20 protein-coding genes are annotated in these 24,102 nt (G+C 59.9%); 11 read left to right on the top strand and 9 right to left on the bottom strand.

Going from position 1 to position 24,102, the window contains the following annotated elements; translation table 11 throughout:
• The first annotated feature begins 138 nt into the window (after nt 1–138).
• The 7 genes from J0O65_RS26280 to J0O65_RS26255 all read left to right on the top strand — a co-directional run bounded on the left by J0O65_RS26280 (nt 139) and on the right by J0O65_RS26255 (nt 12,330).
• Complete coding sequence (locus tag J0O65_RS26280) at nt 139–2,379, top strand: serine/threonine-protein kinase (protein ID WP_215410056.1); 2,241 nt, start codon at nt 139–141, stop codon at nt 2,377–2,379.
• A complete protein-coding gene (locus tag J0O65_RS26275) occupies nt 2,376–2,942 on the top strand; it encodes a hypothetical protein (RefSeq protein WP_215410055.1) in 567 nt (188 codons plus the stop codon). The genes J0O65_RS26280 and J0O65_RS26275 overlap by 4 nt, the downstream gene beginning before the upstream one ends.
• Before the next feature lie 1,449 nt (nt 2,943–4,391).
• A complete protein-coding gene (locus tag J0O65_RS26270) occupies nt 4,392–5,696 on the top strand; it encodes an HlyD family secretion protein (RefSeq protein ID WP_251374002.1) in 1,305 nt (434 codons plus the stop codon).
• A 27-nt stretch (nt 5,697–5,723) separates the two neighbouring features.
• Complete coding sequence (locus J0O65_RS26265; RefSeq protein WP_215410054.1) at nt 5,724–7,859, top strand: peptidase domain-containing ABC transporter; 2,136 nt, start codon at nt 5,724–5,726, stop codon at nt 7,857–7,859.
• A gap of 366 nt (nt 7,860–8,225) precedes the next feature.
• A complete protein-coding gene (locus J0O65_RS28210) occupies nt 8,226–8,348 on the top strand; it encodes a hypothetical protein (protein ID WP_285896825.1) in 123 nt (40 codons plus the stop codon).
• 239 nt (nt 8,349–8,587) lie between these two features.
• On the top strand, nt 8,588–11,290 hold the full coding sequence (gene mutS, locus J0O65_RS26260; protein ID WP_215410053.1) for a DNA mismatch repair protein MutS: 2,703 nt from the start codon (nt 8,588–8,590) through the stop codon (nt 11,288–11,290).
• Nucleotides 11,287–12,330, top strand: a complete 1,044-nt coding sequence (locus J0O65_RS26255; RefSeq protein ID WP_215410052.1) for a hypothetical protein — start codon at nt 11,287–11,289, stop codon at nt 12,328–12,330. The genes mutS and J0O65_RS26255 overlap by 4 nt, the downstream gene beginning before the upstream one ends.
• A 186-nt stretch (nt 12,331–12,516) precedes the next feature.
• On the opposite strand, the gene J0O65_RS26250 is transcribed toward J0O65_RS26255, so the two are convergent.
• On the bottom strand, nt 12,517–13,062 hold the full coding sequence (locus tag J0O65_RS26250; RefSeq protein WP_215410051.1) for an FKBP-type peptidyl-prolyl cis-trans isomerase: 546 nt from the start codon (nt 13,060–13,062) through the stop codon (nt 12,517–12,519).
• A gap of 93 nt (nt 13,063–13,155) precedes the next feature.
• Here J0O65_RS26250 and J0O65_RS26245 point away from each other — a divergent pair, with 93 nt between their 5' ends.
• Together J0O65_RS26245 and J0O65_RS26240 are read left to right on the top strand one after the other, a co-directional pair.
• The gene (locus J0O65_RS26245; RefSeq protein ID WP_215410050.1) at nt 13,156–14,277 is read left to right on the top strand and encodes a cupin domain-containing protein; all 1,122 of its coding nucleotides are present in this window, start codon (nt 13,156–13,158) and stop codon (nt 14,275–14,277) included.
• 353 nt (nt 14,278–14,630) lie between these two features.
• Nucleotides 14,631–14,885: a hypothetical protein gene (locus J0O65_RS26240; RefSeq protein ID WP_034783358.1), complete on the top strand. Its 255-nt coding sequence runs from the start codon at nt 14,631–14,633 to the stop codon at nt 14,883–14,885.
• 177 nt (nt 14,886–15,062) lie between these two features.
• Here the strand turns inward: J0O65_RS26240 and bamC are convergent, their stop codons facing one another.
• The 8 genes from bamC to J0O65_RS26200 all read right to left on the bottom strand — a co-directional run bounded on the left by bamC (nt 15,063) and on the right by J0O65_RS26200 (nt 22,223).
• On the bottom strand, nt 15,063–16,256 hold the full coding sequence (gene bamC / locus J0O65_RS26235; protein WP_215410049.1) for an NlpB/DapX family lipoprotein: 1,194 nt from the start codon (nt 16,254–16,256) through the stop codon (nt 15,063–15,065).
• A gap of 80 nt (nt 16,257–16,336) precedes the next feature.
• A complete protein-coding gene (gene dapA / locus J0O65_RS26230; protein WP_152250195.1) occupies nt 16,337–17,215 on the bottom strand; it encodes a 4-hydroxy-tetrahydrodipicolinate synthase in 879 nt (292 codons plus the stop codon).
• A gap of 84 nt (nt 17,216–17,299) precedes the next feature.
• Complete coding sequence (locus tag J0O65_RS26225; protein ID WP_215410048.1) at nt 17,300–17,872, bottom strand: class I SAM-dependent methyltransferase; 573 nt, start codon at nt 17,870–17,872, stop codon at nt 17,300–17,302.
• A 42-nt stretch (nt 17,873–17,914) separates the two neighbouring features.
• Complete coding sequence (locus tag J0O65_RS26220; RefSeq protein WP_099666948.1) at nt 17,915–18,592, bottom strand: site-2 protease family protein; 678 nt, start codon at nt 18,590–18,592, stop codon at nt 17,915–17,917.
• A gap of 71 nt (nt 18,593–18,663) precedes the next feature.
• Nucleotides 18,664–19,287 (bottom strand): L-threonylcarbamoyladenylate synthase, encoded by a 624-nt coding sequence (locus J0O65_RS26215; RefSeq protein WP_215410047.1) that lies wholly within the window; start codon nt 19,285–19,287, stop codon nt 18,664–18,666.
• Between the two features lie 35 nt (nt 19,288–19,322).
• Nucleotides 19,323–20,210 (bottom strand): protease HtpX, encoded by an 888-nt coding sequence (htpX, locus tag J0O65_RS26210; RefSeq protein ID WP_215410046.1) that lies wholly within the window; start codon nt 20,208–20,210, stop codon nt 19,323–19,325.
• 213 nt (nt 20,211–20,423) lie between these two features.
• Entirely contained in the window at nt 20,424–21,257 is an 834-nt protein-coding gene (locus J0O65_RS26205) for a 3',5'-nucleoside bisphosphate phosphatase (protein WP_215410045.1), read from the bottom strand.
• A gap of 90 nt (nt 21,258–21,347) precedes the next feature.
• Nucleotides 21,348–22,223, bottom strand: coding sequence for an alpha/beta fold hydrolase (locus tag J0O65_RS26200; protein WP_215410044.1), 876 nt, complete (start codon nt 22,221–22,223; stop codon nt 21,348–21,350).
• 219 nt (nt 22,224–22,442) lie between these two features.
• On the opposite strand from J0O65_RS26200, the gene J0O65_RS26195 reads away from it, so the two are divergent.
• Nucleotides 22,443–22,967, top strand: a complete 525-nt coding sequence (locus tag J0O65_RS26195) for a gamma carbonic anhydrase family protein (protein WP_215410043.1) — start codon at nt 22,443–22,445, stop codon at nt 22,965–22,967.
• Nucleotides 22,968–22,971: 4 nt separating this feature from the next.
• The gene (hslO, locus tag J0O65_RS26190; RefSeq protein WP_215410042.1) at nt 22,972–23,949 is read left to right on the top strand and encodes an Hsp33 family molecular chaperone HslO; all 978 of its coding nucleotides are present in this window, start codon (nt 22,972–22,974) and stop codon (nt 23,947–23,949) included.
• Nucleotides 23,950–24,102: the final 153 nt, after the last annotated feature.

The raw sequence follows: 24,102 nt of genomic DNA, 5'->3' as shown, positions 1-24,102 counted from the left end.
CAATATTAATTGACTTATTCGAAACAATCGTTTTAAATCAGGAAGTTACTCAAAATCAATCATCTTGGGCATTCCAACATCGCACTGACCCGTTTCGATGCTGGATGCCCACGCTGATGCACTCTGAAGCCAAGGTATATGGAACTGCTCGACTCCCTGCGTCAGCCCCCACTGCAAGACGACACGATCAGCGGGCACTATGAAGTGCGCCGCTTGCTGGGCGAAGGCGGTTTCGGCCATGTATTCGAAGCCTGGGATACCAAGCTGTGCCGCAGCGTGGCGCTCAAGCGCCTGAAACCGCAAGCCGACGTGCTGCATCCCGCAAAACTCATCAATGAAGCGCGCTTGGCCGCCTCGCTCAAGCATGCCGCCTTCGTGCGCATCTTCGCCATCGAAGGCCAGGGAACGGGCCAGTCCATCGTCATGGAACTGGTCGAAGGCCAGACCTTGGGGCAGTTCATGCACAGCGGCAAGGCCGACTTGCAGGGGGCGCTCGACATCGCCTACCAGATCGCCGACGCCATGGACGAGGCGCACGCCATGGACCTCGTCCACGGCGACCTGAAACCGTCGAACCTGATGCTGGAGGCGGATGGCAAGGTGCGCATCCTCGACTTCGGGCTGGCGCGCCACATCGACCCGCAAGCGACGCAAACGACCACCCTGTGCGACTTGCAGGGCACCATCGCCTACATGGCGCCCGAGCGCCTGATGGGCCGCCTGCCCGACACGCGCGGCGACGTGTATGCCTTGGGTGCCATGCTGTACGAAATGCTGGCCGGCCAGCGCCACTTCGCCCACCTGAACGGCCTGGCCCTGGCCGCCGCCCACATGCAGGCAACGGAACCGTGGCCCGACCTGCCGGAAACGGTGCCGCCCGCCATCAACGCCCTCGTGCGCGCGATGACGGCGCACGACCCGGCCGAACGGCCGCGCACCATGCGCGACGTACGCGAGGCGATCGGGGCGCAGCGCGGGGAACCGCTCACCTTGGCCACGCCCCTTGCTGACGCGACGCCCGCGAAGGAAGAAGCGCCCGCCAGCGTCTCCATCCGCCTGCCCCTGCCCCGCAAGCGCACCCTGAAATGGGGCGCGGGCGTGGCGCTGCTGGCGGTATTGGCGGGATGGCAGCTGCCCAATATCCTTCCTGCCGTCAAATCGTTGGTCACAGGCGAAAAGGCACCCGCGCCATATTCGGAAATGGCCAGCATGGCGGCGGGGATGGAGGCGTTGCGGGTGTTTGACCGCGATACGAGCCAAAAAACTGCCATTGATGAATTTAGCAAAGTACTAGAACATAATCCAGCAAATGCGGCAGCTGCGGCCGGCTTATCGCTCGCTTCGAGTTTACGCTATACCGGCAATGGTCGCGATGAAACTTGGCTACAAAGGGCAGATGTCAGCGCAAAGCAGGCTCTGGCGGCAGATAATCAACTCGCCTTATCTCATGTTGCACAAGCTTGGGTATTCGAAATCCAAGGTAAAAATGAAGAAGCGTTACGCGAGGCAACCGCATCGCTAAATTTAGAGCCGAATAATCTATTGGGTTTATACGGAAAATCTCGTCTTTATATTGTAGGACACAAATTTGACTTAGCCCATGCAATACTAGAAAAAGCAATTACAGCATACCCTAAAGAGCGCTTATTCAATTCCATGCTGGGCTATCTGTACTACAAGCAGGGCGACTATGCTACCGCAGAGAAAGTATTTCGCAAAAGTATACAGATGGATCCACAATCACCCAGTGCCTATGCATCCTTAAATGCCACATTGCTTCGGCAGAACCGAGGGGACGAAGCATTACAAGTGCTACAGCAAGGCTTACAGATCCATCCACATTGGGAGTTATACACAAACCTTGGCACTTCTTTATTTGCCAAAGGCGACTATCTAGGCGCAGTAAAAGCATTTGAAAATGCTGTGTCTGAGAAAAAGGGAAGTCCGGGAACCTATCTGCTATGGGCTAACCTGGCTGACGCTCAACGCTGGGTACCAGCACAGATACATTTATCAGAAAAATCATATTCCCGCGCCATTGAGCTTTTAGGGCCTATGCTCGCGCGAATGCCGAACGATATTACGATGAACTCACGGATGGCGCTCTACCAAGCCTACGTTGGTAAAAAAAAGGAGGCCTTCGACACAGTAAAACACGCAATTAACCTGGCTCCGCAAGCGGCCGAAGTCCAGTTTCGCGCGGCACTGACCCATGAATTAATTAACAATCGCAGCGAAGCGCTTAATGCGCTACTCCGTGCCGGCGAGCTAGGCTACCCTATCAACCTGATCGAAACAGCTCCCGATCTATTGAACCTCAGGCGAGATGCTCGCTACCAGCAGTTTATTATCAACTTAAAAAGAGATCCTAAAACATGACGCCTGTAAGCCCTTGGATGAAGTTATCCGTACATTTTGACGTAGACCAGATCACCAACCAGCTCGACTATAGCTTCACTTCATGCGATGGCACTGCAGATCCGCGTCATGGTCCCTACATGGGCGGCGTGCACTTCCAGCAAGGCCAGCATGTGTACCTCGACGTCACTTGCTGCGGTTCCAAGGAGAGTGGTTTCACGTCGTTCCAGATCGTCGATTGCTGCATCATTACCGTGCCACAACTTACGCAAATAGGACCGAATATTCCTACTGTCTACGCACCTCCATCGCCATTTCTGCAAGCCATCGGCGCGGCCTATAGCTTTCCGCTGGACTTCGAAGCCAAGGTATTGTTAGGTGAACCAGAAAACACTGCGTTGCCACCACTGCGCCGTATTCGCCAGGAATGGAAACACAACCTCGACGTTGGTTATGCAACGGGTCGCTGGGAGTTATCGTTTGTCATCACTGTCCGTATTATGCGCGGCGAAGGAGTACAACCTGAACTGCGCGTCTTTTCCTTTGATCCAGAAAGCTCTGTTGGTGGTGATGTTATGATGTAGTTCCAATCACCTGATATAAATTCTGCTCCGCTTTCTGAAAGACAATTTTTTAAAAATGTGAGTCTTATCTCATTATAAAATCGCATACAATACAAGAATGGAACGCGAATGAAGTCGACGAAGTGGCGGCTTGATTGCTGTCAGAAGTATCAACTGGCGGTGACATGAGACAAAATTAAGCGGCATGCATAAAGTGAGCGATCGGAAAAATATTCCAATGTTCGATTTTCTGGACAAAGCTTAATGTAGAGAAAAATAGAATGCAAAAATTGATCTTTGAAGAAATTGAAGTGGTGCCAGGCGGACTTATGCAGGAATCCTCATTTGGCGATTCATTGGGTTTTGGTTGATATTATCCAGTATGCGAGTAATTTTGCATACGCATCCCTCTACATAAAAAGCAACGTAATCAGCGAGGAAAGAATATGCAAGAATTAGAAATCCATGAAATCGAAGTAGTATCCGGTGGAAATATGCCTGAAAGCTCGGTCGGCGGCAATGTCCTGATGTAATCCTTCTCTTCTGAGCTAAGCCCACAGGTCGCGATACTGGATCGGTGAGTCATCAGAATTTACAAGCAAGACTTCCGGCGACAGCTGTCGAGATTCGACTTTCCTGGCCAATTTTCAACATTGAGTTAAACAACATGCAAGAATTAAATACACACGAAATCGATGAAGTATCCGGTGGGAACATGCCGGAAAGCTCGGTGGGCGGCGACTCCGACATGAACTAAACGAGCGAGCCAGATTACATCTTAAAAGTAGGGGCAAAGAAAGACGGAAATCTTTCTGCCTCATCTTGGTATCGCAAGAAAACCATCTTGTGATAAATTTAATTTTTGCAAATCCACCTATAAAAATGGAGTACAGACATGCAAGAATTAAATTTTGAAGAAATTGAAGTAGTATCCGGTGGAAACATGCCTGAAAGCTCGGTCGGCGGAGACATCAACTGGTAAATTAATACCAGCAAGACAGCACCTTGCTGTTTCAAGCTATGCCCCCATCCAGAGCCACTCCGGCATTCACCGGCGTGGCTCTTGTTTTTATCGCCTGGAAACCATAGCGACCTACTGCACCGGCGACTGGAAGGCCTCTCTTGCACCGGTACCTGCCACAATAAATCTATGCTTTTTTTAACAATTGCTTTACGATGTTTTTGTTTTAAAAAACGTAAATTTTGTTATCTTATTAAGGAATAGACCATGCAAGAATTAAACGTGAACGAAATTGACGAAGTTGCGGGTGGACTGTTGCCTGAAAGCTCTGTTGGCGGCAATACTGACTGGTAAGACACAAAACATCAACAGTGTTTCGCGCCGACAATCCGGAGCCGCCACAGGATGCGTTGACGCGGCTCCACTGATCAGTTCACGGACAAACAGCCAGCCTGCGAATACGCCCCCTTCCTTAGCGTCTCCCTTCATTCCCTGAAAAGTCCATCATCTTGCGTGACCAACCCAGCGTTCCCGCCACCACCAGCCCCGCCCCGCCCGTCCAGCCCCTGTTTCGCCAGCAAGCCATCGAGCATCTGGGCAATAAACAATACGGTACGGTATTGCTGGCGCGGCCCATCAGCCATCTCTTCCTGACCTGGCTGTTCCTCGCCATCGCGCTGGCCATCGTCGCCTTCTTCATCTTCTTCAGCACCACCCGCAAGGCACAGACACAGGGCGTGCTGCTGCCGACCAGCGGCGTGATCCGTGTCATGCCGGGCCAGGCGGGCGTCATCGCTGGGGTGCGCGTCAAGGAAGGGCAGGCGGTGCGCGCGGGCGAGGTACTATTCGTGTTGTCGGGCGAGCGCAGCAGCGCCAATGCGGGCGCGCCCCAGCAAGTCGTCTCAACCCTGCTGAAAAGGCGGCGCGACAGCTATGACGCGGAATTGCAGCAGTCGCGCCTGCAATCGCGCCAGCGCATGGCGGCGGGCCAGCGCCGCGCCAGCGACCTGGCGGCGGAGGTTGCCCGCATGGATGGCCAGATCGCGCTGCAGCAGCGCCGCATTACCCTGGCGGAACAATCGTACAAGCGCTACAGCGAGCTACACTCCACCCACTACATCTCATCGGCACAGCTGCAGGATAAGCAAGCCGAACTGCTGGACCAGCACCAACGCCTGGCGGAACTGCAGCGCATCAAATCGGCCAGCCAGCGCGATCTGGCCACCACGCAAGCCGACGTGCGCGACTTGCAGGTGCAGGCACAGCGCGATACGCAAGACTTGCAGCGCAATGCAGCGGAGATCGAGCAGGAACTCACCGAAAACGAAGCGCGCCGCGAAATCCTCGTGCGCGCGGCGCAGGACGGCATGGTCACGGCCATTACCACCGAACTGGGGCAAACCGTGGCGGCCAACAGCGTGCTCGCCTCCGTGCTGCCGCAAGGCGCCCAGCTGGAGGCGGAAATCTACGCGCCGTCGCGCTCGGTCGGCTTCATCAAGCCGGGCATGACGGTGTTGCTGCGCTACCAGGCGTATCCGTACCAGAAATTCGGCCAGTATCCGGCGCTGGTGCGCGAAGTGGCCAGCACCTCACTGCGGCCGGAAGAGCTGGCGGTGCCGGGCGCCGTCAGCGGCACGAATGGCGAACCCCTGTACCGTATCCGTTTGACCTTGCAGCGCCAGAGCGTGCAGGCGTATGGTGAAACCCTGCCCCTGAAGTCGGGCATGCTGGTCGACGCCAGCGTGCTGCTGGAACAGCGGCGCCTGTATGAATGGGTGCTCGAACCCCTGTTCAGCATTTCCGGGCGCCTGTAAGCCCCATATTGATCTTCCACAATACTCATGCACCTCCCTGATCTCACCCACATGTCCTTCTGGCGCAACAAGCGCCTGCCCGTCCTGCTGCAAACGGAAGCGGCCGAATGCGGCCTGGCCTGTCTGTCGATGGTGGCCAGCTACTGGGGCCATCAGACCGATATTTCCAGCATGCGGCGGCGCTTTTCCGTGTCATTGAAAGGCGTGACTTTAAAAGGGCTGATGGCGATGGCACAGGGCCTGGCCCTGCATACGCGGCCCTTGAAACTCGACATGCAGCATTTGCCCGAGCTGAAGCTGCCCGCCATTCTGCATTGGGACTTGAACCATTTTGTCGTGCTCAAGTCCGTCTCCGGCAGCCATGCCGTGATTCACGACCCGGCCGTGGGCGAGCGCCGCCTGCCCTTGGCGGAAGTGGCAAAACACTTTACGGGCGTGGCGCTGGAGCTGACGCCCACCGCCGAGTTCAAGAAGGCCGAGGAAAAACAGCAGTTTTCCCTGCTGTCGCTGATGGGGCGCGTGGTAGGCCTGAAACGCGGCCTGCTGCAATTGCTGGTGCTGGGCCTGGCCTTGCAGGTGTGCGCGCTGGTGGCGCCGTTCTACATGCAGTGGCTGGTCGATGAGGCGCTGCTGGCCGCCGACCGCGACCTGATCACCGTGCTTGGCTGCGGCTTCTTGCTGCTGGTGCTGGTGCAGACGGCCATCGGCGCAGTGCGTTCCTGGATCACCACGGTGCTGGCCACCAATTTGAATTTGCAATGGCTGGGCAATGCCTTCGCTCACCTTTTAAAGCTGCCGCTGCCGTATTTCGAGAAACGCCACACAGGCGACATCGTCTCGCGTTTCAATTCCATCCAGACCATGCAGCGCAGCCTGACGACGCAATTTGTCGAAGGCGCCATCGACGGTGTGCTGGTGCTGGCGACCTTGGGCATGATGCTGGTCTACAGCCCGCTGCTGGCGGGCGTGGCCTGCATCGCCGTGCTGCTGTATGTCTTGCTGCGCTGGGCCCTGTTCAAGGCCATGCGCGAGGCGACGGCCGAACAGATCATCCATGCGGCCCGGCAGCAGACGCACTTCCTGGAATCCGTGCGCGGCATCCAGAGCATCCGTTTGTTCGGTCGAGCCGCCGAGCGCCGCGCCAGCTGGATGAATGCGCTGGCCGACCAGTTCAATGCCGACCTGCGCATCGCCAAGTTATCCGTGTCCTACCAGACGGCCAATACTTTGCTGTTCAGCACGGAACGGGTGATCGTCATCTGGATGGCGGCGCTGGCCGTGCTGGACAACCGTTTTTCGGTGGGCATGCTGTTCGCGTTCATCAGCTACAAGGACCAGTTCAGCCAGCGCATGGCCAGCCTGGTCGATAAACTGTTCGAGCTGCGCATGCTGCGCCTGCATGGCGAGCGCGTGGCCGACATCGTCCTGACCGATGCGGAAACCGATGGCAGCGACGTCGAGGTGGACATGGACGATATCTCGCCATCGATCGAGATCCGCAACCTCACCTTCCGCTATGCCGCCAGCGAACCGAATGTCTTGAGCGGCCTCAATCTGAGCATTCCCGCCGGCCAGTGCATCGCCGTCACCGGCCCGTCCGGCTGCGGCAAGACGACGCTCATGAAGTTGTTGCTGGGTTTGCTGGAACCGACGGAAGGCGAAATCCTCATCGGTGGCATCCAGCTGGGCAGCCTGGGCCTGACGAACTACCGGCAATTGCTGGGTACGGTCATGCAGGAAGACACCTTGTTTGCCGGCTCCATCGCCGACAATATCAGCTTCTTTGCCCCCTCGCCCAATTATCAGCAAGTGCAGGCTTGCGCGCATCTGGCCGCCGTACATGCGGAAATCGCCGCCATGCCGATGGCCTTCAACACCCTGGTGGGCGACATCGGCAGCGGCCTGTCCGGCGGCCAGAAACAGCGCATCCTGCTGGCGCGCGCCCTATATAAAAACCCGAAACTGCTGGTGCTCGACGAAGCGACCAGCCACCTGGATACGCGCAACGAGCAAGCCGTCAATGCGGCGATCCAGAAAATCCAGCTTACGCGCGTGATCGTCGCGCACCGCCCGGAAACCATCGCCATGGCGCAACGGGTGGTGGTACTGCAGCAAGGCACAATAGTGCAGGACGTGATGCAGGAAACGCAGGCAGCCGCTTAAGGCTTGGCATGCGGCAAGAATTGTCTTACGATGGATTAGATTTGCAATTTCGCAAGTCCTAATTATGAGGTGACAGCGATGCAAGAATTAAACGGCAGTGAAATCGAGGAAGTCTCTGGCGGGCTGATGCCGGAAAGCTCGGTCGGCGGCAACGGCAGCTTGTAAGAGATGACACGCCGATAGCCATCGGTGCGGCTTGTTAGTTTTAATCCTGAAAACTGAGATAGATACCATGCAAGAATTAAACGTCAACGAAATCGAGGAAGTATCGGGCGGCTTGCTGCCAGAAGCGTCGGTGGGCGGCAGAGTCGAGCGGTAGTCCATACGGGCACAGAAAGACCCGGCCATGCATCCTATAGGTGCGACTTGTTCATCTTAATCTTGAAAACTGAGGTAAATGTCATGCAAGAATTAAACGTCAACGAAATCGAGGAAGTATCGGGCGGACTGCTGCCGGAAGCATCGGTGGGCGGCAACGCCGATACGTAATCCGTACACTCACTGACAGGCACCTGCTTGCAGTCGCATAAGATTCCAGGCCGCACCGACCTCTGTCGGCGCGGCTTTTTCACATCCGCACGCAATACGCCGCCCCGTCCGCCGAAAGCGGTAAAATGACGGCCTTGAACCCAAGCTGCGCCCACTGGCGCGGCCTTGAACGCACACAGCACCACCCACAGCCCGGCAGGCACGCCTTTCCCTGCCGCCGGACCAACGACAAAGAACACATGACCACCGTCCCAAAAGAAATCAACGCCGCCGCGGCAAAGAAGAATTCGGCTGAAAAGCTTACGCCCATGATGCAACAATATATGGGCATCAAGGAAAACCACCCGACGATGTTGGTCTTCTATCGCATGGGCGATTTCTACGAACTGTTTTTCGAGGACGCGGAAAAAGCCTCGCGCCTGCTGGGCATCACCCTGACGGCGCGCGGCGTGGCCAGTGGCAATCCGATCAAAATGTGCGGCGTGCCGTTTCATTCACTCGATGGCTATCTGGCCAAGCTGGTCAAGCTGGGCGAGTCGGTGGCCATTTGCGAACAGATCGGCGACCCGGCCACCAGCAAGGGTCCTGTCGAGCGCAAGGTCATGCGCGTCGTCACGCCGGGCACTCTGACGGATGCGGACTTGCTGCCCGAGAAGGCCGAGCGCCCGCTGCTGGCCATGTGCAGCATCACGCAGCGCAAGACGGTCACCACGGGCCTGGCCTGGCTGTCGCTGGCCAGCGGCGCCTTGAAACTGATGGAGTTTTCCGGCGACAGCGCCACCGTGGCCGCGCGATTGCAGCAGGAACTGGAACGCATCGTGCCGGCCGAAATTCTCAGCGGCGACAATGGCAACCTGTTCGACGACTACGCGGGCACGCACATCAACCGCGTGCCGGACTGGCATTTCGACGTCGTCGGCGGCCACAAGGCCTTGCTCGACCAATTGGGCGTGGCGACCTTGACGGGCTTTGGCGCCGATGGCCTGGGCGCCGCGTTCGGCGCGGCCGGCGCCTTGCTGCGCTACGCGCAATCGACGCAGGGACGTGGTCTGCAGCACGTACGCTCCCTGACGACGGAAACGGAAAGCGAATTTATCGGCCTGGACGCGGCCACGCGGCGCAACCTGGAATTGACGGAAACCATCCGCGGCCAGGAATCGCCGACCTTGTTCTCCTTGCTGGATCATTGCCGCACGGCCATGGGTTCGCGCATGCTGCGCCACTGGCTGCACCATGCGCGGCGCGACCAGAACGTGGCCCGCGCGCGCCATGAAGCGATCGCCGCGCTGGCGCAAAGCGAAGCGGCCGGTCCGCTCGCCACCACCCTGGCGCAAGTGCCCGACATCGAACGCATCACCACGCGCATCGCGCTGCTGTCGGCCCGTCCGCGCGACCTGGCCGCCCTGCGCGACGGTTTATTGCAACTGCCGGCCCTGCGCGCCGACGTGGTGCGCTGCTATAGGGGTGAACAATGCGGCCAGGGCGGCGAAAGCGGTTTGCTGGCCGCCATCCATACTGCCCTGGCCACGCCAACGGCCTGCCTGGACTTGCTGGTGCGCGCAGTGGCGCAGGAGCCGGCCGCCATGGTGCGCGACGGCGGCGTGTTTGCCACCGGCTTCGACGCGGAACTCGATGAACTGCGCGCGCTGTCGGAAAACGCGGGCCAGTTCCTGCTCGACCTGGAAACGCGCGAACGGGCGCGCACGGGCATCGCCAACCTGCGCGTCGAATACAACAAGGTGCATGGCTTTTACATTGAAGTCACGCATGGCCAGACGGACAAGGTGCCGGACGACTACCGCCGCCGCCAGACCCTGAAAAACGCCGAGCGCTACATCACGCCTGAACTCAAGGTATTCGAAGACAAGGCCCTGTCGGCGCAAGACAAGGCCCTGGTGCGCGAAAAGCTGCTGTACGACCTGCTGCTGGCCGAGCTGGCGCCGCACATCGGGACTTTGCAGACCATTTCGCAAGGCCTGGCCCAGCTCGACACTTTGAACGCGCTGACGGAACATGCGCAGCAGCACAACTGGGCCGCGCCGCAGCTGGTTGACGAGCCGTGCATCAACATCGTCGAAGGCCGCCACCCGGTGGTGGAAAAGCAGATCGAACGCTTCATCGCCAACGATTGCCGCCTCGTCAACGAACGCCGTTTGCTGCTGATTACCGGTCCGAACATGGGCGGTAAATCGACCTTCATGCGCCAGGTGGCATTGATTACCCTGCTGGCCTATGTGGGCAGCTACGTGCCGGCCGCGTCCGCCACCATCGGCCCCATCGACCGCATCTTCACGCGCATCGGCGCCACCGACGACCTGGCGGGCGGACGCTCGACCTTCATGGTCGAAATGACGGAATCGGCCGCCATCCTGAACGGCGCCACCGAGCACTCGCTGGTGTTGATGGATGAAGTTGGCCGCGGCACCTCAACCTTCGACGGCCTGGCGCTGGCGTGGGCCATCGCGCGCCATCTGATCGACAGCAGCCGCAGCTTCACCCTGTTCGCCACGCATTACTTTGAGCTGACGCAACTGCCGGACAGCCACCCGAGCGCCGCCAACGTGCATCTGTCCGCCGTCGAGCACAAGGACAGCATCGTCTTCCTGCACGCCGTGCAAGCCGGTCCCGCCTCGCAAAGCTACGGCTTGCAGGTGGCGCAGCTGGCCGGCGTGCCGCAGCCCGTGATCAAGGCCGCGCGCAAGCACCTGGCGCGCCTGGAAGCGCAGGCGCTCGACGCCACGCCGCAGCGCGACCTGTTCGCGCTGCCTTCCGCCGATCCGTATGCGCAAGAGGAAGAAGAGGCAGCGGCGGCGCCGCTGGCCGCGCTGAACGAAGCGCAGCAAGCCTTGCTCGATGCCATCGCCGACCTCGATCCCGACGCGCTCACGCCGCGCGACGCGCTGGAACAGCTGTACCAGTTGAAACGGCTGGCCGCCGCATGACGATACGGCGCAGCATCGCCAGCCTGCGCCTGCTGGCTGCCGGTCTGCTGGTCGCCAGCCTGCCATGGCAAGCGGCGCTGGCGGCCCCCGCCGACCAGGCCGGCTTCGAGTTTGCCGTGCTGGGCCATTCCTTCAACGCGGGGCCGGACGATGGTCCGTTAAAAAAGGCCATCGCCGAGACGAGCGCCTTCAATGCGTCGTTCGTCGTGGCGACCGGCATCAAGGCCGCCAGCGAATCGTGCAGCGACAAACTGTACAGCCAGCGCAAGGAGGTGCTGGACGCCAGCGGGCCGCCGCTGATCGTCTCGCTGTCGGCCAGCGACTGGGCCAACTGCCGCAATTCGCGCGGCAGGGTCAACGCCATCGAACGCCTGAACCGGCTGCGCGACGTGTATTTCGCCGACGACCAGAGCCTGGGCCAGCGCAAGCTGACCCTGTCGCGATTGTCATCGACGGCGAAATTCCGCAGCTATGCGGAGAATGCCCACTGGGAATACGGCGGCGTGCTGTTTGCCACCGTCAACCTGCCCGCGAATAACAACCATTTCCTGCCGGAAGCGGGACGCAACAGCGAATTCGAAGACCGCCTGGTGGCCAACCGTTCCTGGCTGCAGCGTCTGTTCGCCATGGCGCAGCGCAAGCAGCTCGACGGCATCGTGCTGTTTTCCGATGGCGACGTGGGCGTGCTCGATGAAGACGACAATTCGCTGCTGCCCAGCTTCAGTTCGAAACAGGATGGCTTTGCCGGACCGCGCAAGCAGATCCGCACCCTGGCGAAAAAGTTCAGCGGCAAGGTCTTGTTGGTCGATACGCAACGCGATGGCGACGCGGACGGCAAGGAAGGGAAAAGTAAAAAGGCCGCGGCCAAGGCTGGCGGGCCGAAAATCCGCTGGAAAGGCAACCTGGGCCACGTCAGCATCGACAACGACTGGTCCGCCATCGCCGTACGGCCCGGCAAGACGCCATTCTTTGAGGTGCGTCAACGTGCCACGCGGCCATCGACGCAGGCGCGGGCCAAGGCGTCGACGCTGCGCCGATAAAATAAAGGCCGGCACGCAGCCAGCCTTCATCTATCCAACAACAGGCGTCACGACCAACAAACGTCACGACGCCTGAGAAAACCGTCGCGAGCAGCGGAGCGGCGTGGCCGAGAAGCGCAACCGTACGTAAAGTACGGTGAGCATCGCCGGCCGCGCCCCGCCGCGCGCAGCAGGTTTGCTCAGGTGTTAGTGAATAGGGTGGGTGCGGAAGTGATCGCCCTCTTCGCCTTCATCATCTTCATCGCCATGGTCATGGCCGTGTGCGCCATGCACGTGGCCATGGGCGATTTCTTCGTCGGTGGCTGCGCGCACGTCAGCGACGGTCAGCGAGAAGCGCAGCGCGATGCCGGCCAGTGGATGATTGCCGTCCAGCACGACCTTGTCGTCGGCGATATCGGTGACGGTGAAGATCATCGCTTCTTCGTCCGATGAATCGCTTTCCGGCATGCCTTCGAACTGCATGCCCACTTCCAGCGGCTCAGGCAGGCGATTGCGCGGCTCGACCTTCACCAGGGCGGGATCGTATTCACCGAATGCATCATCCGGTTCGATCTGGATCGTGTTGGAATAGCCAACTTCCTTGCCGTCGAGCTCTTCTTCGATCTTCGGCAGGGTGTTTTCATAATCACCGTGCAGGTAGACCATCGGCTGACGGCCGTCTTCGATCAGATTGTCTTGCGCGTCTGACAGTTTGTAGTTGACAGTCACGACCGTATTTTTGGCAATCTTCATTATGCTTCCTTTCATTGTATAAGCTGGCAAATTATACCTTCACGCCGCCAACGGCAGGCGCATTCCTGCATTTCCGGTTGTTATAATGGGCGCATGAAAAAATTAACTCTCCTCGGCGATATCACGCCGGCGCAATTCCTGCGCGACTACTGGCATAAAAAACCCTTGCTGATCCGTCAAGCCATACCGGGCTTCAAGGCGCTGTTCGATTTCAAGGCCCTGGCCGAGCTGGCCACCCTGGACCACGTCGAATCGCGCCTGGTCAGCCACGCGGATGGCCACTGGAACATGCAGCAAGGTCCTTTGACCAGCCTGCCCTCGCTGAAACAGAAGGAATGGACCCTGCTGGTGCAGGGCGCCAACCTGCACAGCGCCAAGGCCGACGCCCTGCTGCGCCAGTTCCGCTTCCTGCCGGATGCGCGCCTGGACGACCTGATGGTCAGCTTCGCCACCGATGGCGGCGGCGTGGGCCCGCATTTCGATTCCTACGACGTGTTCCTGCTGCAAGGCCAGGGCAAGCGCCACTGGCGCATCGGCGCGCAGAAGGACCTGAGCCTGATCGACGGCTTGCCGCTGAAAATCCTCAGCAACTTCACGCCCGACGAGGAATTCACGCTGGAACCGGGCGACATGCTGTACTTGCCGCCTCATTACGCGCACGACGGCGTGGCCATCGGCGATTGCCAGACGTATTCGATCGGTTTCCGTTCGCCATCGTTCCAGGAACTGGGTGAAGCCTTCCTGCAATTCATGGCCGACTCGATCGACTTGCCGGGTATTTACAGCGATCCCGACCTGAAAGCGTCGGGCAAACCGGCGGAAATCCCCCGTGAAATGCTCAGCACCATCACGGAAGAAATGAACAAGGTGCGCTTCACGGAAGAAGACGTGACCATTTTCCTGGGTGAACACCTGTCGGAACCGAAGCACAATGTGTTTTTCACGCCGCTGTCCAAGCCGCTGACGGTGGGCCGCTTCGCGGACGCCGCACAGAAAAAGGGGGTCGTGTTGTCGCGCAAGACCCTGATGCTGTATCGTGGCAAGAATGTCTTCATCAATGGCGAATCGTTTGCCATTGGCAAGGCCGATAAAACGGCTCTGGAAACCCTGGCCAACGAGCGCGCCCTCGATGGCGCGGCCGTGGCCCAGGCTTCCGATGACGTGATGGATGCCTTGTATACCTGGTATCAGGATGGCTGGATCGAACTGGCTTGAATGATCGAAACGTAGCAAAGTGGTATTACAGTAGGTAAAAGAACAGCTTCTGTGCCGGCGCAATGAAACATATTATTTTTATATCGTTTTGTCGCGCTTTCGCAAATCGCTTACACTTGCTTGCAATTTGCTTCGGCAAATATTGCGATATCACAAAATAGTTGCGAATTTGCCTCTTGCTCCTATTGCGACGCACCAAAAATCGCTATAATATTCGGTTAGGAAGTTTCCGTTGTCTGGCAGGCACCACCTGGTACGAAAAGCCTTCGAAGACGACCTAACGAGCGATAATTACCGGTAATTATTCATCGCAACAATATTGATTTATTTTTTGAAATAATTAAGGAAAACAAATGAAAAAATCCCTGCTGATCGCCTCCCTGATGGTTGTTGCTCTGGCTGCTTGCAGCAAAAAAGAAGAAGCTCCTGCACCAGCACCAGTAGTTGAAACCCCAGCACCAGCACCAGCAGTTGAAGCTGCTCCAGCTGCTGCTGCTGACGCTGCTGCTTCGGCCGCTACCGACGCTGCTGCTGCTGCTTCGGCTGCCGCTTCGGCCGCTACCGACGCTGCTTCGGCTGCTTCGGCTGCTGCATCGGCTGCTAAGTAATTTAGCACCCTGCACTAAAGAAAGCCGGCCTTCGGGCCGGCTTTTTTGCGTCCGGCGCTTTACCCGCAGGATAAAGCGCCGGACGCAAGCGCATTAAAAAAGGCTGACCCGGTTTCCCGGGCCAGCCTTTTCTAATGCGCAGCAGGTTCTGATGCCTGCCGCGTATATAACTAACGCTTATTTCAACTGATCGTTCAGCAGACCCAGGATCTTCTCGGCCACTGGCGAGACATCTGGCTGGCCTTCGTTGCTGAGGATGCTGACCAGGCTGGTCGAGCCATTGCCGGCCTTGACCAGGACGCGGTAGCGCTGCGCTTCCTTGTCCTTGTCGGACGATGAACCCCAGCTGAACAGTTTCGAGAAGAAACCATCTTTCTTGACCGCGTCCGGATCGACGTAACGCACGAAATACGTGCCTTGCGTGCGGTCGCGGTCTTCCACGGTGAAGCCCACGCGGTCCAGCGCCAGGCCGACACGGCGCCAGGCGCGGTCGAAACCTTCATCGACTTCGATGGCGCGCGCCGGCGTGGCGGCATCGCCCACCAGCTTGGCGTGCTGCGGCTGCACGATGGCGGCATCGACGGCCGTCTTCGCCTGCGCATCGTCGCTGGCCGCGCCCAGGCGCGTCATCAGCTTGGCCAGGAATTGCGCTTCCAGGCCCGGATCGTTGGGGCGCGCCGTCCAGGTGGTGGTTTCCTTGTCGCGGCCCGTGACAACCTCTTCCACGCCACGGTGGCTGATGTAGATCTCGGTCGAGCCATCGGCCAGGCGCTCCACGCGGGTGCGGAACTTGTCTTTTTCACCAGTCGAGTACAGCGAATCGAAGGCCTTGCCGATGGTGCTGCGGATAAAGTCCTGCGGCACCTTGGCGCGGTTCTCGTTCCACTCGGTTTCCATGATGCCAGCCGTCGGCTGGTCGATGGCGATGGTAAAGCCCGAATCTTCCCAGAATTGCTTCAGTTGCGGCCACAGCACTTCAGGCGACTGCTTGACGACCAGCCAGCGCTGGTTGCCCGCGCGCTCGACCTTCACGCCACCTGCCGTGACGGGCACGACACCCACCACGCCGTCGGCGCCCACGATGACGGGCGTGCCGGCCGTGGCGTTGCGCTGCGCGTTGTAGCCGGAAGCCGTGGCCACGCCGTTTTTCGCATCCGGCAAGGAATAACGGTTGTCCTGCTGCAATTGCGTCAGGTCAGGCGGCACGTCCAGGGTGCTGGCTTTCTTGACCGATTTGTAGTCGACCTTGTCGCCGCCGACTACCGAACTGATCATGCCGCAGCCCGCGAGGCTGGCTGCGACGGCGCCGATGACGATGCCGCGGACGGCGATGGTGGCAGGCGCCGGTTGGGTTTTCTTGCAATTAGTCATGTCGTAACTGGATAAGAAGCTAAGTAGCAGCTGGAATCAGGGAAGGTCCGGGCTGGTCGAGCCCGGGCTTGAAGTTCGGCTTAAGACAGGATGCCGGCGTCGCGCAAGGCATCGCGCACGGTGGCATGGCAATTTTCAGCCAGCGGCACCAGTGGCAAGCGTATGCCGGCCGGCATCAGGCCCATTTCGGCCATCGCCCATTTGACGGGCACCGGGTTGGGCTCGACAAACAATTTCTGGTGCAGAGGGAACACTTTGTTATTGATGGCGATCGCCGTGGCGCGCTCGCCCGCCATGGCCGCCACGCACATGTCGTGCATGGCGCGCGGCGCGACGTTGGCCGTCACGGAAATGTTGCCGTGGCCGCCGCAGAACATCAGCGCCATGGCCGTCGGATCGTCGCCCGAGTACACGGCGAAGTCCGCTGGAACCAAACGCAGCAGGTCGACGCCACGGCCGATATTGCCGGTCGCATCTTTCACGCCGACGATATTCGGGATGGCGGACAGGCGCACGATGGTCTCGTTGCTCATGTCGGCAACCGTGCGGCCAGGCACGTTGTACAGGATGACGGGGATGTCGACGGCTTCGGCGATGGCCTTGAAGTGCTGGTACATGCCTTCCTGGGTAGGACGGTTGTAGTACGGCACCACTTGCAAGACAGCATCGGCGCCCGCTTCTTTCGCGTAGCGCGTCAGTTTGATGGCCTCGGCCGTGGAGTTGCCTCCGGCGCCGGCGATGATAGGAATGCGTCCCTTGGCATGTTCGACGGTCAACTGGATCAGTTCGCAGTGTTCTTCCACGCTGACTGTTGCCGATTCGCCCGTTGTGCCAACGATGACGATGCCGTCCGTACCCTCGGCGATATGCCAGTCGATCAGCTTGCGCAGACCTGGAAAATCCAGACTGCCGTCTGCGTGCATCGGGGTGACGATTGCTACAATGCTGCCCTTGATCATAGTAAGTTTATAGCGCCGATAAATAAAACAACGATTGTAGCGGATAGCCCGCGCCTGTGGTGCATTCTGACATAGTATGGCCGCTCAAAACGTCGGCAGCAGGGCTGCCAACCGTGGAAAATCCGGCCGGACGGCACAAATTCGTTGCACCAGAGCAGCTTTTGGCTGTTCCACGCGTCCATCCTCATACGCTACCACACGCAAGCCCTGCTGCACCGCCCAGGTCAGCATTTCGCCTTCCTTCAGCAGGAATTTCGGGTTCGACGGCTTGCCGAACTGTTCATTGCCTTCGGCGAACGTTTCGTACAGCAACACGCCATCGGGCGCCAGGCTGGCCACCATGGCTTCCAGCAGCGGCCGGTGCAGATAATTGGTGACGACGATGCCGGCAAAGCGGCCAGCAGCGAAGGGCCATGCGGCGCCCGGCGCTTCCAGGTCCACCAGCGAGGTGGTGATGCCCGTGCCGGCCGCCTTTTCCAGCATTTCCGGATCATGGTCGAGCGCGATCACGGGGTGGCCCAGGCTGACCAGGTGGCGCGCGTGGCGGCCTGCGCCGCAGGCCAGGTCCAGCACCTCGCCGCCCGGGATCAGGGGCGCCCAGCGGCGTACCCAGCCGGAAATCGCTTCGGTTTCTAGTATTGGTTCAGTTACTTGCATCGGTACTTCCATCAATTATGTGCGTACATCCAGTTGCTGGCATCAAGTCAACAGGGCCGTCAGGGGCGTGACCAGGGTGACAAAAATGCCGATGACAAATTCGATCGCCGCCAGCAAGGCGCGGTTCAAGATGCCCGTGTACATCAGCAGCACCAGGGCGCCGAACACATACAGGCTGTAGCGCTCGATGCTGGCGTAAGGGCGCGCCAGCTGCATCGGCAGCAAGCCCGTCATGATGCGCCCGCCATCGAGCGGCGGCACGGGAATCAGGTTAAAGACGAACATGGCCGCATTCACGCTGACGCCGGCGCCCGCCATCTTGCGGAAAAACATGCCCATTTCCGTCGGCGGCAGCACGCTGAGGACGACAAAGGCGATCATCCAGCCCAGGCCCATGACGAAATTGGCGCCTGGACCGGCAAACGCCACCCAGGCCATCTGCTTCTTTGGGTTGCGCAGGCGGCTGAAATCGACGGGCACCGGCTTGGCATAGCCAAACGGCACCTGGATCGTGAAATACAGCATCAAGGGCAGCAGGATCGTGCCGAAAGGATCGATATGCCGCATGGGATTGAGGCTCAGCCTGCCCTCGTTCGAGGCCGTGGGATCGCCGAAATAACGGGCGGCGTAGCCGTGCGCCGCCTCATGCAGGGAAATGGCAAACAGCACCGGCACCAGGTACACCGCAACGGTCTGGACTATCGTATTGAAATCGCTCATGGACGCGATTCTACCAGAGGCGTACTGGGCGCTTTCTTACGTTGCCATTAAAGACAGGTAAATTTCGGCGCCTACAAGCCCAGCGCGGCCGGGTCGCCACGTCCCACGCGCACCACTTCCGGCTCCGCGCCCGTCAGGTCGATCACGGTGCTGGGGCCATGCGCGCAGACGCCGCCGTCGATGATCAGGTCGACCAGTTTTTCCAGGCGTTCACGGATCGTGTCGGCATCCGTCAGGCTGTCCTCGTCGCCGGGCAAGGTCAAGGTCGCGCCCAGCAGCGGCTGGCCCAGTTCTTCCAGCAGGCATTGCACGATGCGGTGCTGCGGCACGCGCAGGCCGATGGTCTTGCGCGATGGATGGCTGAGACGGCGCGGCACTTCCTTGGTCGCTTCCAGGATGAAGGTGTAGGCGCCCGGCGTGGCCGCCTTGAGCAGGCGGAACTGGCGGTTGTCCACTCTGGCGTACACGCCCAGCTCGCTCAAGTCGCGGCACAGCAGGGTTAAATGGTGCTTTTCATCCACGCCACGGATGCGGCGCAGGCGCTCGACGGCGCCCTTGTCGTCGAGCTGGCATACCAGCGCGTAGCAGGAGTCGGTGGGCAAGGCCACGACGCCGCCGGACTGGATGATCTGCGCCGCCTGCTTGATCAGGCGCAATTGCGGATTCTCGGGGTGAATCTGGAAAAATTGACTCATGTGTCAGCGTTCTGGCGAACCAGCTTGTTAAGTTATCATGATTGTACGCCGCGCAGCGCGGCAATACGTTGCTCGATCGGCGGATGGGTGGCGAACAGCGCACCCCAGCCGCCATTGCCGCCGCTGATACCCAGCGCCTGCATCGATTGCGGCAGTTCGCCCGGCGGCACGCCGCCCAGGCGGGCCAGCGCATGCATCATCGGCGTCGGGCTGCCCAGCAGCTTGGCCGAGCCCGCATCGGCGCGGAATTCGCGCTGGCGCGAGAACCATGCGACGATGATGGAAGCGAGCAAGCCGAAGATCACTTCGCACACCATCACGGTCACAAAGTAACCGATGCCGCGTCCGCCGCCTTCGCGGTTATTGTTTTTCAACAGCACATTGTCGACAAAGAAACCCACCACGCGGGCCATGAAGACGACGAAGGTGTTCACCACGCCCTGGATCAGGGTGAGCGTCACCATGTCGCCATTGGCCACGTGGGCGATTTCATGGCCCAGCACGGCTTCGACTTCATCGCGGTTCATGCTTTGCAGCAAGCCGGTGGAGACGGCCACCAGCGCCGAATTCTTGAACGCGCCCGTGGCGAAGGCATTCGCGTCGCCTTCGTACACGGCCACTTCCGGCATCGCGATGCCGGCCCGTTCGGACAGCGCCCGCACGGTATTGACCAGCCACAATTCCGTCGACGAGGTCGGGTTGTCGATCACGCGCGCGCCCGTGCTCCACTTGGCCATGGGTTTGCTGATCAACAGGGAAAAGATCGAGCCCGTGAAGCCCACCACCAGCGAAAACACCAGCAGGCTGCCCAGGTTCAGGGTGCTGCCGCGCGCCGGATTGCCCACGCCCAGCAAGCTAAGCACGAGCGACAGCACCAGCATCACGGCCAGGTTGGTTGCGATAAACAGGACGATACGTTTCATGGGCGTTGGCTCCGGATGACTATATATAACAAGAATGACAAAAAGATATGCACACTAACGCAGATTTCAAGCAGCGACACGACGGCGCATCGGCAGCCAGGAAAATCGTCGCGAGCGGCAGTGATTTGTGGCCGAGAAGCGCAACCGTACTGGAGTACGGTGAGCATCGCCGGCCGCAAAGCGCGCCGCGTAGTAGATTTGCCTGGCTGTCAGCTAAAACCAGTCGTGCCAGATCGGTGTCACATTCGATGGCAGCGGCGGCAGCTTGGCAAAATCCACGCGCGACTCGCCCGGCGCATGGAAATCCGTGCCGCGCGAGGCGAGGAAACCATAGGCGTTGGCCAGTTGCGCGTATTCGGGATACTGGTCCGGGCTGTGGCTGCCCGTGACGACTTCGATGGCCACGCCGCCGAGTTGCTTGAATTCATCGAACAACACGCCTTGCGCCATGTCGCTGAAGCGGTAGCGGCCCGGATGGGCGATGACGGCCACGCCGCCCGCGCCGCGGATCCAGCCGACGGCTTCGGCCAGGGTGGCCCAGCGGTGCTCGACGTAGCCCGGCTTGCCTTCCGACAGGTATTTCTTGAACACGTCGGGGATATTCGCGCATTTGCCCGTTTCCACGATGTAGCGGGCGAAGTGCGTGCGCGACATCAGGTCCGGGTTGCCGACGAATTTCAAGGCCCCTTCATAGGCATCGGGGATGCCGGCCAGGTCCAGCTGGCGGGCGATCTCGCGGCCGCGCGCGTCGCGCCCCGAGCGCGTGCGGTGCAAGCCCTGCACGAGACCCGGATTGGCTTCATCGACTTGCAAGCCGACGATGTGCACGGTTTCGCCGGCCCAGGTGATGGAAATTTCCACGCCGGCCACGAAGCGCATGCCCAGATCCAGCGCGGCCGCGCGCGCGGCGGCGACGCCGGACACCTCATCGTGGTCCGTCAGCGCCCACACGTCGACGCCCGCCTTGCGCGCGTACGCGGCCACGGCGGCGGGTGCGAGCACGCCGTCGGAAATATTCGAATGACAATGCAGGTCGACTTTAAGCATGTGAAAACAATACCCTGCACGGGCTCAGCATGGAAGAAGTTTTCATTGTACGCTGCTTGTCCAATCGCGCTGCGGCGTTCCCGACACAGATCAGGCCAAAAACGCTTCCACCAGGCGCGCCAATGCCTGCGGCTGATCATGATGCAGCATGTGGCCCGCGTCCAGCAGCATCTCGCAGCGCACATCCTTGATGCAGGCCAAACGCCGGTCGATTTCGATGCGCGCCTGCTCCTTAGGCCCCATCCATTGCCACATATTCGTCTCTTCGGCCTCCACCCACAGCACGGGCGCCGTGATGCGGCGCCAGCACGCCATCACTTCTTCCACCTGGTACAGGATGGGATTGACCCGCTTGTGCCGCGGGTCTCCCATGATGTCCCACTCGCCCGCCTCGTTCTGCGCCGACCAGTGTTCGGCCAGGAAGGCCGCGCGCGCGTCCGGCAGGCGCGGATTGGTCTTTTGCAGGCGCTCGGCCACGGCGCGCTGCGAAGGATAGCTGCGCATGGCGGGCGGCTCGCGCAATTCGTCCAGCCATTTGGCGTAGCGGCCCGGCGCCTGCTCCGGCTGCGTCGCCATCATGCCGAAGCCTTCCAGGTTGATGAAGCGGCTGACGCGCTCCGGCCGCACGCCCGCGTACAGGCCGGCCACGTTGGCGCCCATGCTGTGACCCAGCAGATTGACGGGAGCGTGCGGCGAATAGTGCAGCAGCATGGCGTCCAGGTCCGCCAGATAGTCGGGGAACCAGTAGGTATCGGACTGCGTGTAGTCGCTCAGGCCAAAACCGCGCCAGTCGGGCGCGATCACGTGCCAGTCGCCCGCCAGCTCGTCGACGACGAACTGGAACGAGGCGGCCACGTCCATCCAGCCGTGCACCATGAACAACATGGGCGCCCCTTCGCGGCCCCAGTGGCGCACATGCGTGCGGGCGCCGCGGATGTTGATGAATTCGGAACGGGAAAGTTTCATGGGTTTCATCTGATTGCCTGCCTTGAAAGTGGCGCGGATGGCGCCACATGCTGTGTCTGTAGATAGGCCGGATATAAAAGTACGACCGTTCGATAATTATACCGGATTGGCGCTCTGCATCAGGACTTGTCCTGCAACAGCGTAAAATAGCGTACGCAGCACAGTAAAACTTCAGCGTCCGGCCATGCCCGGCGCTTCCACCACCGCCACAGGCTAACGATGACACTCTACCAATTGGGCGACCATGCGCCGCAGATTGATGCTTCCGCTTTTGTTGCCGACACGGCCAACGTGATCGGCAAGGTGACCCTGGAAGCGAATACGTCCGTATGGTTCGGCGCCACCATTCGCGGCGACAACGAACGCATCACCGTGGGCGCCAACAGCAATGTGCAGGAAGGCGCCGTGCTGCATACGGACCCCGGTTACCCGCTGGACGTCGGCCGCAACGTGACCATCGGCCACCAGGCGATGTTGCATGGCTGCACGATCGGCGATGGCGCCCTGATCGGCATCCAGGCCGTGATCCTGAACGGCGCGAAGATCGGCAAAAACTGCCTGGTCGGCGCGGGCGCCCTGGTCACGGAAGGCAAGGAATTTCCCGACAATATGCTGATCCTCGGCTCGCCAGCGAAAGCCGTGCGAATCCTGACGGCAGACGATATCACCAGGCTACAAGGCAACGCCGTCAATTATGTACAGCGCGGCCAGCTATTTAATACGCAACTCAAGAAGATTGGATAAAAGAATGACGACTGAAACGACGGGCGCCGTCAGCGCCGCCACCGGCCAGGATACCCTGCAAAAATTTATTTTCGACAACGCCGCCGTGCGCGGCCAGTTCATCGACGTTTCCCACACCTGGCAGGAAGTGGTGTCGCGCCACGCCTACCCGACGGCCGTGAAAAAAGTGCTGGGCGAAATGGTCGCCGCCGCCGCCCTGCTGTCGGCCAACCTGAAATTCAACGGCTCCATCATCATGCAAATCCATGGTGACGGCCCCGTGCGCCTGATGGTCGTCGAATGCGATTCCGAGCTGCGCCTGCGCGCCACGGCCAAGCTGGACCCGGACGCCACCATCGCCGACGCCGCCACCGTGCCGCAATTGCTCAACGCCACGGGCAAGGGCCGCTTCATCATCACCCTGGACCCGGCCGACAAGGTGCCGGGCCAGCAACCGTACCAGGGCATCGTGCCGCTGGACGGCGACGACATGGCCACCGTCATCGAAAACTACATGTTGCGCTCGGAACAGCTCGACACGCGCCTGTGGCTGGCCACCGACGATACCGTCTCGCGCGGCCTGCTGCTGCAAAAGCTGCCCCACCATGGCGGCAAGGCCGAAGCGACGCCCGTCTCGGAAGAAGATGCGCTGGACACATGGAACCGCGCCGTGATGCTGGCCTCGACCCTGAAAGAGGCGGAAATCCTGTCGACCGATATCGACACCCTGATGCAGCGTTTGTTCTGGGAAGAAACCATCCGCGTCTTCGACCCCTTGCACCCGAGCTTCCATTGCACTTGCACGCGCGAAAAAGTGGGCAATATGCTCAAGATGCTGGGCGAGGAAGAAGTCAACAGCACGCTGGAAGAAATCGGCCACGTGGGCGTGAACTGCGATTTCTGCGGCCAGCACTACGATTTCGACAAGGTCGACTGCGCGCAGCTGTTCATCACGGATGCGCCGGCCGAAGTACTGATACCGCCAGCCGCCAGCATCAACTAAGCATGACAGTTTCGTCATAGTCCTTCCGCGCCGCCCCTCGGGCGGCGCAATTGTTTCCACTGTCATCGTTCCGTCATCACTTCGTCATCAGCCCGTCACGCGCCGCCGTTACGCTGCGCAGCTTGTATTACCCACACTACTTTCCACAGGCTG

The organism is Janthinobacterium sp. JC611, assembly GCF_018682595.1.
Lineage (GTDB): Bacteria > Pseudomonadota > Gammaproteobacteria > Burkholderiales > Burkholderiaceae_D > Janthinobacterium.
This window is presented reverse-complemented; position numbering and strand designations above follow the sequence as displayed.

Excerpts from the sequence above, each read along its gene's own strand:
- J0O65_RS26280 (WP_215410056.1), top strand. The coding sequence starts at position 139 with ATGGAACTGCTCGACTCCCTGCGTCAGCCCCCACTGCAAGACGACACG.
- J0O65_RS26275 (WP_215410055.1), top strand. The coding sequence starts at position 2,376 with ATGACGCCTGTAAGCCCTTGGATGAAGTTATCCGTACATTTTGACGTA.
- J0O65_RS26265 (WP_215410054.1), top strand. The coding sequence starts at position 5,724 with ATGCACCTCCCTGATCTCACCCACATGTCCTTCTGGCGCAACAAGCGC.
- mutS (WP_215410053.1), top strand. The coding sequence starts at position 8,588 with ATGACCACCGTCCCAAAAGAAATCAACGCCGCCGCGGCAAAGAAGAAT.
- J0O65_RS26255 (WP_215410052.1), top strand. The coding sequence starts at position 11,287 with ATGACGATACGGCGCAGCATCGCCAGCCTGCGCCTGCTGGCTGCCGGT.
- J0O65_RS26250 (WP_215410051.1), bottom strand. The coding sequence starts at position 13,062 with ATGAAGATTGCCAAAAATACGGTCGTGACTGTCAACTACAAACTGTCA.
- J0O65_RS26245 (WP_215410050.1), top strand. The coding sequence starts at position 13,156 with ATGAAAAAATTAACTCTCCTCGGCGATATCACGCCGGCGCAATTCCTG.
- J0O65_RS26240 (WP_034783358.1), top strand. The coding sequence starts at position 14,631 with ATGAAAAAATCCCTGCTGATCGCCTCCCTGATGGTTGTTGCTCTGGCT.
- bamC (WP_215410049.1), bottom strand. The coding sequence starts at position 16,256 with ATGACTAATTGCAAGAAAACCCAACCGGCGCCTGCCACCATCGCCGTC.
- dapA (WP_152250195.1), bottom strand. The coding sequence starts at position 17,215 with ATGATCAAGGGCAGCATTGTAGCAATCGTCACCCCGATGCACGCAGAC.
- J0O65_RS26225 (WP_215410048.1), bottom strand. The coding sequence starts at position 17,872 with ATGCAAGTAACTGAACCAATACTAGAAACCGAAGCGATTTCCGGCTGG.
- J0O65_RS26220 (WP_099666948.1), bottom strand. The coding sequence starts at position 18,592 with ATGAGCGATTTCAATACGATAGTCCAGACCGTTGCGGTGTACCTGGTG.
- J0O65_RS26215 (WP_215410047.1), bottom strand. The coding sequence starts at position 19,287 with ATGAGTCAATTTTTCCAGATTCACCCCGAGAATCCGCAATTGCGCCTG.
- htpX (WP_215410046.1), bottom strand. The coding sequence starts at position 20,210 with ATGAAACGTATCGTCCTGTTTATCGCAACCAACCTGGCCGTGATGCTG.
- J0O65_RS26205 (WP_215410045.1), bottom strand. The coding sequence starts at position 21,257 with ATGCTTAAAGTCGACCTGCATTGTCATTCGAATATTTCCGACGGCGTG.
- J0O65_RS26200 (WP_215410044.1), bottom strand. The coding sequence starts at position 22,223 with ATGAAACTTTCCCGTTCCGAATTCATCAACATCCGCGGCGCCCGCACG.
- J0O65_RS26195 (WP_215410043.1), top strand. The coding sequence starts at position 22,443 with ATGACACTCTACCAATTGGGCGACCATGCGCCGCAGATTGATGCTTCC.
- hslO (WP_215410042.1), top strand. The coding sequence starts at position 22,972 with ATGACGACTGAAACGACGGGCGCCGTCAGCGCCGCCACCGGCCAGGAT.